The 15,629-nt window shown below is 38.0% G+C and carries 5 protein-coding genes and 1 pseudogene; 3 read left to right on the forward strand and 3 right to left on the reverse strand.

The annotated features are described in order from the left end of the window. Position 1: 1 nt before the first annotated feature. Both A4G16_RS11000 and A4G16_RS11005 read right to left on the reverse strand, forming a co-directional pair. Positions 2 to 266 (reverse strand): annotated as a pseudogene (locus A4G16_RS11000) (type II toxin-antitoxin system YafQ family toxin). Positions 267 to 305: 39 nt separating this feature from the next. After that, complete coding sequence (locus A4G16_RS11005) at positions 306 to 413, reverse strand: hypothetical protein (protein WP_237052367.1); 108 nt, start codon at positions 411 to 413, stop codon at positions 306 to 308. Between the two features lie 294 nt (positions 414 to 707). Here A4G16_RS11005 and miaA point away from each other — a divergent pair, with 294 nt between their 5' ends. The 3 genes from miaA (at position 708) to hflX (ending at position 3,414) form a co-directional block, all read left to right on the forward strand. Continuing rightward, positions 708 to 1,661, forward strand: coding sequence for a tRNA (adenosine(37)-N6)-dimethylallyltransferase MiaA (gene miaA / locus A4G16_RS08720; RefSeq protein WP_165889548.1), 954 nt, complete (start codon positions 708 to 710; stop codon positions 1,659 to 1,661). Between the two features lie 72 nt (positions 1,662 to 1,733). Further along, entirely contained in the window at positions 1,734 to 2,009 is a 276-nt protein-coding gene (gene hfq, locus A4G16_RS08725) for an RNA chaperone Hfq (RefSeq protein ID WP_027073572.1), read from the forward strand. Between the two features lie 19 nt (positions 2,010 to 2,028). Next, on the forward strand, positions 2,029 to 3,414 hold the full coding sequence (gene hflX / locus A4G16_RS08730; RefSeq protein ID WP_165889549.1) for a ribosome rescue GTPase HflX: 1,386 nt from the start codon (positions 2,029 to 2,031) through the stop codon (positions 3,412 to 3,414). Positions 3,415 to 3,580: 166 nt separating this feature from the next. On the opposite strand, the gene A4G16_RS08735 is transcribed toward hflX, so the two are convergent. Further along, positions 3,581 to 15,157: a YadA-like family protein gene (locus A4G16_RS08735; protein WP_165888153.1), complete on the reverse strand. Its 11,577-nt coding sequence runs from the start codon at positions 15,155 to 15,157 to the stop codon at positions 3,581 to 3,583. Between the last annotated feature and the right edge of the window lie 472 nt (positions 15,158 to 15,629).

Raw genomic sequence — 15,629 nt, forward strand, 5'->3', positions numbered from 1 at the left:
TTTAACCAAATAGGTTGGAATGAGTGCCGATTCTCAGTAACTCTAACTTACCCCCATCTTTCGATAAATAAGGACTAAATCAGGCTGAATATGGCAATCTCTAAAACCTTTCCATTCACCTGTTAAAGCATGATCGCAGTATTTTTCAGGTAATGGTTTATCATTAATCAGAAAATATAATGCTTCAATTAATTCGGACGATAAAGAATCAACCGTACATTTTTATAATCCCGTTTAAAAGCATTGCTATACTCAATTTCTCTCATTGAGCTGCTCCATTAAATCCGCAATACTGCTTGCTGAATTTAATTTTCCTCTCTGCTCTTAACTGCTCTTAGCACTTCCGCCGTTTCAAAATTAGGTTGATAATCAAACTGAAAGCGTTTTTCGGTCGCAATTTTAGCTAACGTCATTCGCATTACATCAGAAACCGTCAAGCCCCAGCTAGGACTTCGCTTGCCTGCTCTTTAATTTCAGGATTAATTCTTACACTTACTAATGCACTATTTGCCATAAAAAACCTCTCTGTATATCAATTGATGTACAATCACCATAACATTTCTGGATATTAATGTAATAGTATAGATTTAAAAATGATCTCAACCTTTCAAGCTGATCCTATAATTAGCCTCAAATATGCTATACTCCCAGCCAAATAAACCCAAAAAGCAAACCCAAGTTCGCTTTCTCATTTTAAAAAGATAACAATGACTCAAAAACCTCTTGCGATATTTTTAATGGGCCCGACAGCGTCGGGTAAAACCGATTTAGCGATTGCGTTACGCCAGCAATTGCCGGTTGAGGTGATTAGTGTCGATTCCGCCTTGATTTACAAGGGAATGGATATTGGCACGGCAAAACCGAGTAAAGCGGAATTAGCATTAGCTCCTCATCGTTTAATTGATATTTTAGACCCGGCGGAAAGTTATTCAGCGATGAATTTCCACGCCGATGCCCTACGTGAAATGGCACAGATTACCGCTCAAGGCAAAATTCCGCTACTTGTCGGCGGCACCATGCTTTATTACAAAGCGTTGCTTGAAGGGCTATCTCCATTGCCTTCTGCCGATCCTACCATTCGAGCAGAAATTGAAGCCAAAGCAGAACAATTTGGTTGGGCGAGCTTGCATCAAGAGCTAGCAAAAATCGATCCTGTTGCAGGGGCTAGAATTAACCCAAATGATAGCCAGCGGATCAACCGTGCGTTAGAAGTGTTTTACATCACAGGCAAAACAATGACGGATCTCACTGCTCAACAAGGTGAGGCTTTGCCTTATAACATTCTACAATTTGCGATCTCACCCGAAGATCGTACTGTTTTACACCAACGTATTGAGCAACGTTTTCATAAAATGATTGATTTAGGCTTTGAAGATGAAGTCAAACGGTTATTTTTACGCAAAGATTTACACATTAACTTACCTTCTATTCGTTGTGTAGGTTATCGCCAAATGTGGGAATATCTGCAAGGAGATATTTCACTCGACGAGGCCATATTTAAGGGAATCTGTGCAACCCGGCAGCTGGCTAAACGTCAAATTACATGGCTACGTAGTTGGTCAGGTGAATTAACTTGGCTTGATAGTTTAGCTCCGACCAGTTCTCAAACAAAAATGATTGAAAAGATCGATCATTATTTAAATAATTGTGATAATATCTAACCGCCTTTGGCACTTATATAATTATTCACTGTCTTAATAACACAGTACACAACAATAAAAAGGGAAAACAAAATGGCAAAAGGTCAATCTTTACAAGATCCATATTTGAATGCACTTCGTCGTGAGCGTATTCCTGTTTCAATTTATTTAGTTAACGGCATTAAATTACAAGGTCAAATCGAGTCTTTCGATCAATTTGTGATTTTATTAAAAAATACAGTAAGCCAAATGGTGTATAAACATGCTATTTCAACGGTTGTTCCTGCTCGTGCATTATCACACAACAATAACAACAACCAACACCAGCAAGCCCAGCCTGTAGCTGAAGTTACTGAACAAACGGAATAATTGAATTATTAACACGAAAATGTTAAACGAATCACTGCCAAACTCAGAAGAGGATTCTGCGTTTGGCTTTGCTTTATCTGAAGCAAGCCAAATATCAGCAATCAACACGCAAACCGAACACGAAAAAGACAAAGCCATTCTTGTTCATCTCTATCTTGGTCAACATAAAGATGTGGAAAATCTGCTTGAATTTAAAACCCTTGCCGAATCTGCCGGTGTAGAAGTGCTGGCAACACTGACTACCAGTCGGCAAAGCCCGCATATTAAATACTACGTCGGACAAGGCAAAGCAGAGGAAATTGCAGAAGCTGTTGAGTCACTTGGGGCTACAGTTGTATTGGTAAATCATCAACTTAGCCCGGCACAAGCTCGTAATCTACAATCGCTATGCGGCTGCCGAGTGGTGGATAGAACAGGGTTGATCCTCGATATTTTTGCTCAACGAGCAAGATCGCACGAAGGGAAATTACAAGTAGAGCTGGCACAACTTCGCCATTTATCCACACGTCTTGTCCGCCGTGTCACCAACCAAGATCAGCAAAAAGGTGGATCCGTTGGCTTACGTGGCCCGGGGGAAACGCAGTTAGAAACCGATCGCCGTTTAATTAAAGTACGGATCCAACAACTGTTAAATCGATTAGAAAAGGTCAACAAACAGCGAAACCAAAATCGCAAAACACGTCAAAAAGCGGATATTCCTACCGTCTCATTAGTTGGTTACACTAATGCAGGCAAATCTACCCTTTTTAACGCTATTACTAATGCCGGTGTGTATGCAGCTGATCAACTATTTGCTACGCTAGATCCTACCCTTAGACGTATTCAAGTGAAAGATGTTGGCACAACTATTCTTGCCGACACGGTAGGTTTTATCCGATTTTTACCACATGATTTGGTTTCAGCCTTCAAATCTACACTGCAAGAAACTACAGAAGCAACCCTATTGTTACACGTTATTGATGGTGCAGATGATCGCAAAAATGAAAATATTGGTGCAGTAAACCAAGTGCTAGATGAGATTGGTGCATTAGATATTCCAACACTCTTAGTCTTTAATAAAGTAGATAAACTAAGTGGTATTGAACCGCATATTGAACGTAACAATGAAGGAATACCTACTGCCGTCTATCTCTCTGCTCAAGAGAATCAAGGGATTGAACTACTCTTTCAAGCCATTCAAGAGCGATTACGCCAACAGTTAGTAAATGAGACTCTGCTTTTGCCGGTTACTGCAGGAGCAATTTACACTCAATTTAAAGCGGAAAATTGCATTAAAGCTGAACATTTTAACGATTTCGGCGAGAGAATTGTGCAAATTGAAGTGAACGAAGTGCAATGGAACAAATGGCTAAAGCAGTTCCCCGAATTGACAGAATATGCCGAATTGGCAAAGTGGGATAATTAATTCTTCTTAACTCCACTCCTAAACGACAAGCGGTTATTTTTTACTAAGAAATTGCAATCCATTTGCAAAACAACAGTAAAAAATAACCGCTTGTTTTCTTATCTATACGCAAAAATAAAGCCCTTCTCTTTCGAGAAGGGCTTTGTTATCAGTTAGCTACACGCTATTACCATTGGTAACCTACGCTTGCCGCAGCTCCTGCATGACCACGACTGTTCGAGTTCACGCTGAATTTGATACCCACTTTACCATTATCTGATAAACGAGAGTAACCAACTGCAAGAGCGCCTTGACCACGGTAAGTACCCACACCGGCTGAAACCATAGATTTACCCGGTTGTGTTACGTGGTATAAGTTACCCGCTGCTAATGCACCTGCAACACCTGCACGTAAGTCTTTATCAACATTATTAACATGGTTAGCAACACTTCTTAATTGATTTACATTCACTGCATCAGTGCCTTTCACACCTGGTGCAACGTTAGTAATACGTGTTGCAGAACCGTCTTTACCGGCAACATTGAGTTCATTCACACCATCTTTTGCTACAGTTGAGCTGAGCGTTGTACCACCTACTTTCACTGTATCAAATTCTGGGTTACTTGAAGTTGCAATTTCAACAGTTGAACCTTTACGTGAAACTTCAACGTTTCTGCCAGCTTTAATATTAACTTTACCATTGTTGTTAATACGTTGAGATTCTGCCTCACCATTAACTGTCAGTTCCCAACCTGAGTTTTGAACTGCATTATATAACTGGCTACCGTTCACAGCATCTTTACTTGTTGCAGTTACATCACCATCTTTAACATTAGTGATCTTCGTGCCTTTAGCATCGATACCATCTTTGGTTACACTTGGACCATTTTTAATGGTTAAGCCTTTATTATCAACTTTAGTATCGCCTACAGTGACAGAACCATCTTGGGTTAAATCTACGTTTTTCGCTAATTGAATCTCTAAAGTATCAGAGCCATTTGCTTTAACGTTGATATTACCTGTTGCTGACTTAAAGTTTTCAGAAGCTGCTTTATCAACACCTTCACCTTTAACTTTAACTTCAGTATTCAATTTCTGACGGTTCTTAGTGTCTTCATTGTTACCAGAGAAGATTAAACCATCATTTAAGGTTGCAACTTGTTCTGTTACAGGTTTACCGTCTTTGTCTTTAGTTTCATAAACGATACGAGTCTTACCATTTTCACCCGGTAAGCCATCTTTACCGTTTGTACCATCAACACCTTCAGCACCGTCTTTAACCGCAATATTTGCACTAGCACCCGGCTTGCCGTCAGCACCTTTTGGACCAGTTAAGCCGATTGAACCATCTTTACCGTTTAGTACGGCAGATGCACCATCTTTACCTGTTGCACCAATTTGACCATCAACACCATCTTTACCGTCACGGCCTGCAGTAATTGTACCGTCACCTTTAATGGTTACGCCATCTTTACCGTCTTTGCCTGCAACACCGATTTGACCGTCTTTACCATCTTTACCGCCAATGGTTAAGTCGTTATTTAAACCAAAGGTGACATTATTACCCTCTTTAGTAATAACGATGTTACCGTCTTTGTTGTTCAGATCAACTGTTGCACCTGGTTTAACATTGCCTTTGTCTTTACCATTTGCTGTTAAGTTCCAACCTGCGTTAGCAACTTGTTGCACTTGGTATAGCTGGCTACCATTTACTGCATCTTTGCTGGTTTCAGAAATTTCACCATCTTGAACATTAGTAATTTTCTTATCACCCGCATTGATACCTGCTTTAGTTACACTTGGTCCACCTTTGATTGTTAAACCATCATTATTTACCGTTGTGTCACCAATAGTTACAGAGCCATCTTTAGTTAAATCAATATCTTTCGCTAATTTAACGGTTAAAGTACCGTTGTTATTTACTACACCGATATTATTAGCATCAGATAATTTAGTTGCATCTTTCTCACCACCGGTGATGCTTAAAGTTTCGTTTAGTTTCTTAGTAATTACTTTACCATCGTCACCAACGAATTTTAAGCCATCGTTAAGTGTTGCAACTTCTTCTTTAACAGGGTTACCGTCTTTGTCAACAGTTTCATAAACGATACGAGATTTCGTTTCGCCATCTTTACCATCAACACCCGGTTTACCTTGTGCAAATGTCACTGTGCCATTTGTACCATCTTTACCGTTGATACCGATAGAACCGTCTTTACCGTTTAAGGTTACACCGGTTGCACCATCTGCACCTTTCACACCAATAGAACCATCTTTACCCGGCTGACCATCTTTACCCGGACCACCGATAGTTAGGTTATTATTTAACGCAAAGGTTACATTGTTATCTGTAGTTTCTTTCGTAATGATGATGTTGCCATCTTCATTGTTGAATGAAACTTTACCTTTCGGCCCAACATTTGTAGTGTTTTGACCATTCGCTGCGATATCCCAACCAGAGTTAGCCACATCATAAACCTGTTTTAATTGGTCTTCTGTTGCTGCTTGACCGCTAGTGAAGTTATTCGGATCAAAAGTCTTATTGGTTAAACCACCGATTGTACCTTTGTTGCCGTCAACGGTAATAGGGTTATCACCACCAACAGTTAAGCTATCACCGGTTAATGCTGAATCACCTACACCAATTACATTCTTATCAAGATATGTATCACCGATTGTAATTGAACCTTCATCCGTTAAGTCAATGTTTTTCGCTAATTTAACCATTAACTTACCGTCTTTATTCACAACACCGATATTATCATCAGATAAATCTTCTAAATCTGTATCGCCGCCTGAAATTTGTAAGGTTTCATTCAGTTTCTTATCAATAACTTTACCGTCATCACCAACGAATCTTAAACCATCGTTAAGTGTCGCAACTTCTTCTGTTTTGCCATCTGGTTTCTCATAAACGATACGGGTTTTGCTTTCGCCATTTTTACCGTCGTTTCCGTCAAGACCTTTTGCACCGTCTTTTACAGAGATAGTTGCACCTGCACCATCTTTACCATCAGCTCCACGAGGTCCGGTTAAACCGATAGAACCATCTTTACCGTTTAAAGTTACACCAGCTGTACCATCTGCACCTTTAACACCGATAGAACCATCTTTACCCGTAGCACCATCTTTGCCTGGGCCACCCACGGTTAAATCATTGTTTAATGCAAAGTCAATCACATTATCACTTACAGTTGTAATAATATTTTTATCTTTAGATGTGTACTTAACAGTTTCACCAAGTTTAACATGGTCAGTTTCACCATTATCAGCTGCGATGCTAAAGCCTTTCTCAATAATATCGTTGCTTGCATTTACAACATCATTAATGTTCGCTGCATTAGTACCAACATCTTTTAATTGATCTGGTGTTAAATCATTCACCGAAGTGATTGGCTGACCATCTTTACCATTTTGACCATTTAAGCCGTCAATACCGCTCTTCACGTTAACGATTTGGTTGCCACCATTATTTAGACCATCTTTGGTTAACGATACTACATTACCGTCTTTACCATCTTTTCCGTCTTTAGGGGTGATAGTTACACCATTGTTGTTTACAACCGTTTTCGGTGCTTCAGTATTAACAACGTCATTACCATTTTCGTCTTTCTTATATTCAACGAAAGTAGCATTACCTAAGTCTTTAAGCTCACGGTTTAACTGAATCTCTAATATATCAGTACCATTAGCTTTAACATTAATGTTACCTGATGCAGACTTAAAGTTAGCAGATTGCTCTTTAGAAACACCTTCACCTTGTACTTTCACTAAAGTATTTAGCTTATGACGATTCTTCGTATCTTCATTGTTACCAGTGAAGATTAAACCATCATTAAGTGTTGCCACTTCTTCTTTAACAGGGTTACCTTCACCATCTTTAGTTTCATAAACGATACGTGTTTTACCCGGCTCTCCATCTTTACCTGTACCAGGTAAGCCGTCTTTACCGTTTGTACCATCAACGCCTTGTGCGCCATCAGCTGCCTTAAAGGTTAGACCATTTGCACCATCTTTACCATTCAAGCCGATAGAACCGTCTTTGCCGTTAAGCACAACTGCTGAACCGTCTTTACCATTTACACCGATTGTACCGTCAATACCGTCTTTACCATCTTTACCGTTCTGACCAACCACAACCGTACCATTACCATTGATAGTTACGCCATCTTGACCATCTTTACCTTTAACACCGATAGAACCATCTTTACCTGGTTGACCGTCTTTACCTAAACCACCAATGGTTAAATCATTATTTAAAGCAAAGTCAATTTGGTTATCTGCTAAAGTTGTAATAATGTTCTTATCACTAGATGTATAGTGAACTGTTTCACCTAGTTTCACATTATCAGTATCTGTAGCTAACGAGCTATTATCAGCCTTAATGTTAAAGCCTTTAGTAATAAGTGCATCTGTTGCATTACGTACATCTTTAATGTTCGCAGCATTAGTACCTACTTTTTCTAATTGCTCATCTGTTAGATCATTTACAGATTTAACTGGCTGACCATCTTGGCCGTTTTGACCGTCAATACCGCTCTTCACATTTACAATTTGGTTATTACCATTATCTAAACCATCTTCGGTTAATTTAACAGGATTTTTACCATCTTTGGTTGGAGTGATTGTAATACCATTGTTATTAACAACCGTTTTCGGCTCACCCTCACCTTCTTTTATAAATGTTGCACTGCCTAAATCTTTCAGATCTTTAGCTAGTTTAACAACTAAGCCATCTTTGGAATTGACAACACCAATATTAGCATCAGAGAGTTTAGTTGCATCTTTTTCACCACCTGTAATACTTAAGGTTTCGTTTAGTTTCTTAGCAATTTCATTGCCATCGTCACCAACAAATTTTAGACCATCGTTAAGTGTTGCAACTTCTTCTTTATCGCCGTTTGGTTTTTCATAAACGATACGGGTTTTACTTGTGCCATCTTTACCATCATTGCCTGCAATACCTGGTTGGCCATCTTGAACAACTTTTAATGTCGTTGTTGCACCGTTAGCACCATCTGCACCTTTAGGGCCAGTAAAGCCAATTGAACCATCTTTACCGTTTAACACGACAGATGAGCCATCTTTACCAGCTGCCCCCACTTTACCGTCAACACCAGGATCACCATCTTTACCATCACGACCTGCAATTACGGTACCTTCGCCTTTGATAGATACACCATCTTTTCCATCAGCACCTTTAATGCCGATTTCACCTGGTTTACCATCTTTACCACCAACAGATAATGTTGAATTCAAACCAAATTGGATTTCATTATCTTTAACGGTTGTAACAATATTACTATCCGGATCAGTAAATTTAACTGTTTGACCTAAATCAACATGGTCTGTTTTGCTACCATTATCTAATCCAGAATTATCAGCTTCAATATTGAAACCTTTACTTACAACATCATTAACTGCATTTTTCAAATCACCTACATTAGTTGCATTTTTCAAGACATCACCAGTAGCTTCTTCTAATTTAACTACTGTACCATCTTTATCTTTTAAGCCACTATCTACATTCGTAATTTGGTTTCCACCATTGTTTAAACCATCTTGAGTTAATTTAACATCCGATTTACTTACATCAGCATCTGCTTTCTTAGAAATAGTAACACCTTCGTTATTTATGGTTGTGTTACCGGCTTTCACAGAACCTTTATCTGTTAAATCCAGATCTTTATTTAACTGAATCTCAAGTTGAGCTTTCTCATTAGCAACAACATTGATATTACCTGCTGCTGATTTAAAGTTCTCAGCTGACGCTTTATCATTAATGCCTTGAGCTACTTCACCAACAATGTTCACCACACTGTTTAGCTTATGGCGGTTTAACTTCTCGTTGTTACCAGCAAAAATTAAGCCATCATTTAAGTTAGCAACTTCCTCAGTTTTTTCACCATTTTTATAAACGATACGGGTTTCACCATTGTCACCCGGTAAGCCGTCTTTACCTGTACCATCAACACCTTGTTTGCCATCTTTAACAGCAATATTCGTGCTTGCACCCGGTGTACCATCAACACCACGAGGACCTGTTAATCCGATTGAACCATCTTTACCATTTAATACAACAGATGAACCGTTTTTACCGTTAGCACCGATTGAACCATCTACGCCATTAACACCGTCTTTACCATCACGACCAGCTACGATAGTGCCATTACCGTTAATAATTACGCCATCTTTACCATCAGCACCTTTAACGCCAATAGATCCATCTTTACCGTTTTTACCACCGATAGTTAAATCGTTGTTTAACGCAAACGTAACATTGTTATCCGCTGTTGTTTTGCTGATAACAATATTGCCATCTTCATTATTAAACGATACTTTACCTTTCGGTACTACATTGGTTTCATTATTACCATTTGCAGAAATATTCCAACCTGCATTAGCAGTTTGTTGGACTTGGTATAATTGGCTACCGTTAACTGCATCTTTACTGGTCTCTGTTACATCACCATCGGCAACATTAGTAATCTTATTACCGCCATTGCTTAAACCATCTTCTGTTAATTTAACATCAGATTTAGTTGCATCGTTAGGATCTTTCTTAGTAATAGTGATACCATCTTTGTTAATTACGGTAGAATCGTTATTTTCACCAAATGTAGCGCTATTTAAACCAGCTAGATCTTTAGCTAATGCCACTGTAATAGTATTGCCCGCAATTTGCGTCATTACATTTTTGCCTGCATCAAACTTTGTCCAATCGGTATTCTCTGCTGCACCTTTAACATCCACTTGCGTATTTAATTTCGCACTGTGAACTGCTCCAGCATTTGCACCAAATTTTAAGCCGTCGTTAAGTGTTGCAACTTCTTCCTTTTCACCATTTGGTTTTTCATAAACAATACGGGTTTTGCTTTCGCCATCCTTTCCGTCATTACCATCAAGCCCTTTGGCACCTTTCTCAACTTTGATTGAGGCTGAACCATCTTTGCCATCTATGCCGTTTTTACCATTTACACCATCAATGCCATGGAAGACAATTGCTTCAGGTTTAATAGTTACACCATCTTTGCCATCAGCACCTTTAACTCCAATCTGTCCATCTTTGCCTGGTGTACCGTCTTTACCCGGTTTTCCACCAACAGAGATGTTATCTGCTAAGCCAAAGTCGATTGTATTATTCGTTACAGTCGTAACAACATTATTATCAGTTGAGGTGTATTTAACCGTTTCGCCTAACTGAACATTGTCAGCTTTATCCAAACCTTCACTACGATTATCAGCATCAATATTGAATCCTTCAGCTACTTTATTGCTTAAGTTGGTTACATTTTGGTTAGTTGCATAAAGCTGCGAACCGTTAACCGCATCTTTAGAGGTTTCACTTAAATCACCTTCTTTTACATTAGTAATTTTAACCGGAGCTCCATTTTTATCACCAACTTTAACATTATCACCTTCATTCGTGATTTTCGGACCATTGTTAATGGTAATACCATCATTAGTAATGTTTGTACCACCAATAGTTACAGAACCAGACTCAGTTAAGTTTAGGTTTTTCGCCAATTGAACTGTTAAATTACCTTGACCATCAGCTTTAACATTGATGTTGCCAGTTGCAGATTCAAATGCTTTGGATTGTTCTTTAGTTACACCTTCACCTTTTACGATTACTAAGCTATTAAGCTTGTGTTTGTTTTCGATGTCACCATCATTACCAGTAAAACGTAAACCATCGTTTAAGGTTGCAACTTCTTCTGGACCATCTTTGGTTTCATAAACAATACGTGTTTTAGTTGTACCATCTACACCATCAACACCTGGTTTACCATTTTTAACAGTAATATTTGCATTAGCACCATCTTTACCGTTAATGCCAATTGAACCATCTTTACCATTTAAAGCAACACCGGTTGAACCATCGGCACCTTTAACACCAATAGAACCGTCTTTACCATCAGCACCGTTTTTACCTGGTCCACCAATAGTTAACTCATTATTTAATGCAAATGTTACATTATGAGTATCTTTAGTAATTTGGATGTTGCCATCTTTATTATTTAGATCAACCGTTTCTTTAGGCTTAACATTACTGCTATTCTTACCTTCATTAATAGTTAAATTCCAACCTGCATTTGCAATTTCTTGTACAGTATATAACTGGCTTCCATTAACAGCATCCGTAGAAGTATTGTTTACATCACCTGCTTTTACGTTAGTAATTTTTGTAGGGCTACCATCTTGATTAGCAACACTTACACTACCGTCTTTATTCGTGATTTTAGGACCATTATTAATAGTAATACCATCTTTATTAACAGCTGTACCGCCAATAGTTACAGAACCGTCTTCCGTTAAATTTACATCTTTCGCTAATGCAACAGTAATGTTATTACCATTGATTTGCGTCATAATGTTCTGACCTTGATCGAATTTAGACCATTCTTTATTTTCTTCAGCACCTTTTACATTCACTTGCGTGTTTAACTTCGCTCTGTGAACTGAGCCGTCATTTGCACCGAATTGTAAGCCGTCATTTAAAGTTGCAACCTCTTCCTCACCGTTTGGTGTGTCATAAACAATACGAGTGACATTAGTGCCGTTTTTACCATCTGCACCAGCAGTAGTAACATTTGAAGAACTAGATTTTACTGTGATATTCGAAGTTGAAGACTTACCATCAGCACCTTTAGGACCAGTTAAACCAATAGAACCATCTTTACCATTTAAAACTACAGAAGAACCGTCTTTGCCGATTACACCAACAGAACCATCTTTACCATCAGTACCCACTTTACCAATTGATAACGTACTGTTTAAAGCAAAATCAATTTGGTTGTCAGTTACAGTAGTAATAATGTTTTTGTCAGTAGATGTATAAGTAATCTTTTGACCTAACTGAACATTATCTTCAGTACCATTATCCGCTGTGATATTAAAGCCTTTTTTCACAAACTCATCTAACTTAGTAATGTTATTTGAAACGTTAGTTACGTTCTGATTAGTTTCATGAAGTTGCGAACCATTTACAGCATCTTTGCTATCGGCGCTAATAGTACCATTTGATACGTTAGTGATTTTCTTATCACCTGCATTAATGCCTTCTTTAGTTACAGTAGGACCACCAGTAATAGTTAAACCATTACCATCAACTCTAGTATCGCCAATAGTTACAGAACCACCATTAGTTAAATCTAACGTATTATTTAAGTTGATCTTAACTTCACCATTATCAACAGTTGTATTGATGTTGCTGTTACTACCTACTACTTTGACTTTTTCACCAAGTGCTTTATTAACATTTTTACCATCTTGTGCTTCTAAACCAAAGCCTTTAGCAATATTATCTCTATTATCTTTAATGGTATTCTTAGTTTCATCAGATAGATCAACTTTAATTGTCCTACCATCAACGCTAGTCGTTACATTATCACCGCCAACAATATCAAAACGTTTCTGATCTTTATTTACAGCTACACCATTAGCAGTCGCATTTTTATCTGCACCAACAGTAAACTCAGATAATGCATTATCAATTTTATTCTTAGTGTTCTCAGATAAATCAACTGTATAGGTTCTTGTTTCACCTTCACGTGGTTGTTCATTTTTAGTTACATTTACATAACCTTTACCATCGTCCATGACACCTGTAACAGTATCTTTTTCTAATAACTCTTTGGCTTTCTGAGTTAAGCTAACCTCATAGTTAGTTGTATTAGTTGTTTGATTAAATGTACCATTAACTTCTAACAAACCTTGAGTATTTACATTTGTTGAAGCGCTCACCGTAGTGTTATAAGCATTTACAGTATAAATATCATGACCATCATCGCCGTTAGTTTTAGCGACATTTACGTTACTACCTTGCTTAACTTCAGTCTTAGCAGCCTTAATCGCATCATGAATAGTATCTTTACCTGTACCACCAATATCAGTATAAGTAATAGTACCATTTGGATTAACTGTAGCATTACCACCAAAGTTATCTTTAATTGATGTTGTAACATTGTTAATCATGTCATTGGTTGCATATAACTGCGAACCGTTAATTGCATCAGTGGAAGTCGCAGAAATATTGCCTGGTGCAACAAATTTAATTTGGCGAGCATTAGTAGAATTACCTATACTTACATAATCACCATCAACCACATTTTCATCTCCAGCAAAACCACTATAGGTTAAATTACCTACTTTTGCTGTATCTTCTTTGGTTGCATTTGCTTGCGCAGAGTCTGAACCTAAAACAACAGAACCAACAGAACTTACAGTAACATTAGAACCTAATACAAAAGTGTCGTTACCTGATACATTATTGTTATAACCTAAAGCTGCAGAACGAGTACCAGAAACTGAACTATTTACACCGGCTGCAATTGAGTTTTCACCACTTGCAGTTGAGTTATAAGCAATTGCGGTGGCATAATTAGCTTTCGATTCTGCTTCAAAACCAATTGCTGTACCACCTTCATGCGTAATATTGGCACGAGTACCTATTGCTGTTGCATTCGCATTACTCACAGTTGAGCTGTAACCAATAGCAACTGAGTTATTACCACTTGAACTTGCTGTATCACCAATTGCCATTGCACCATCTTTACTCGCATTAGAATGAGAGCCAATACTGATTACTTTTTCAGCATGAGAGGTTGCATTCCAACCAATACTAATCGCATTATTTTTCCAAGCTTTAGAAGCATTACCAAAAGCAATTGCGCCAGTACCTGTTGTATTAGTATTTACGCCAAAAGCAATAGAACCTTCACCGTTTGCTGTTGCATTTGTTGAAAATGCTACAGAGTCATTAGATTCTGCACGAGAATTTGTTCCTAACGCAAAAGCGTCATTAGCTACTTTTGCATTATCAGGATTCAGCATATCTCCTATTTCCGTAAGAGTAGCGTGCTTCTCTGTTTTAAATCCACCAGACCAAGCATTCGTACCAATAGCAAATGAGCGATTACCATTAGTTTTCGCCTTAGTACCAATAGAGAAAGCATCGGTACCAGCTGCTAAAGTATTGTTCTGCCCATCATAAATAGAACGTTTATTTTCCCAGCCTTGACTACCCTGTACAGTTTGCGGTGTACCGCTACCAATTGCAAAAGAACGTGCTCCTAATGCAGTTGCTGAAGCACCAATTGCAAAGCTGGCTGTTTCATTTGCCCAAGAAGACGAACCAATTGCTGCTGAATAATCGGCAATAGCCGCAGATTGACGCATTGCAGCGAAAGAGTTAAAGCCTTCCGAACGTGCAGAAGTACCTAATGCAATAGAACCAGTATCAGCAGTGCGTGAAAATGGACCGATTGCAATAGATAAAGCACCACCAGCATGCGAATAATCTCCAATTGCTACACCCGATGCCCTTGCTCCATTTTTATCTTCTAAAGCAGTAGCATGCTCCCCAAGGACTATTGCTGAGGTTGTATTAGCTTTATACAATAATCTATTTGTAGCATTAGCTTCGGTTCTTTGATCATAAGATAAACTACCTGGGTTGAAATAGTTATATGGGTTGGTACTAGATGTCGTTGGTACAGAAGAGTTTGTTGTTATAACAAGATTACCATTACTGCCCGTAATACTATTAATAATGACTGCAGCCTCCACAGGAGCAGCAGAAAGTATAAATGCTGCCATTCCACCAATAAAAGTTGCCCCACTTAAAATTCCAACTGCCAAATTAATTCCACCACGCTCATCTGTCGAAGCTGTAGCCTTGCCGTGTGAACGAGCAAGCTCAGACACAACTTCCATTTTTTGCGTTGTTCGGTTAAAAATAACCTTAAATATCTTATTCATAATTTAATACCTTTTAGATATAAAAAAGAGCCTATTTCTATATTAAAATTAATTATAGAAATAAGCTTACTTGTAAAAAATTCAGCAACAACAAACACTGAATAAACACACGATTCGACTGTTCTTTTATAACTGGACAGTCCTCGTGATAATAATAAGTTTTTCACTCCAAAACCTCAATAAGCTTTTAACATCTTTACAAAGCTCTTATATTTCACTCAAAAAATCGACAAAAAACCTTTAGAAATCAAAAAAATGAATGATAAATAAGTTAATTTACAAATCATGCTTGTTATCCAGAGTTATTAACAATCTACCTATTTTTAATTAACAAAAAAGCAACAATACACTCTCTTATTAATAAAGCATCTCTGCAGTTTGCACACTATATTCACGACAAAACTTGTTTATTTTGAAAATTTACTCCATTTTTAGTGAGCAGATCAGTTCAAATCTATCTTTTTATTCCATT

Origin of the sequence: Mannheimia granulomatis, from assembly GCF_011455695.1 — a bacterium.
Classification (GTDB): Bacteria; Pseudomonadota; Gammaproteobacteria; order Enterobacterales; family Pasteurellaceae; genus Mannheimia; species Mannheimia granulomatis_A.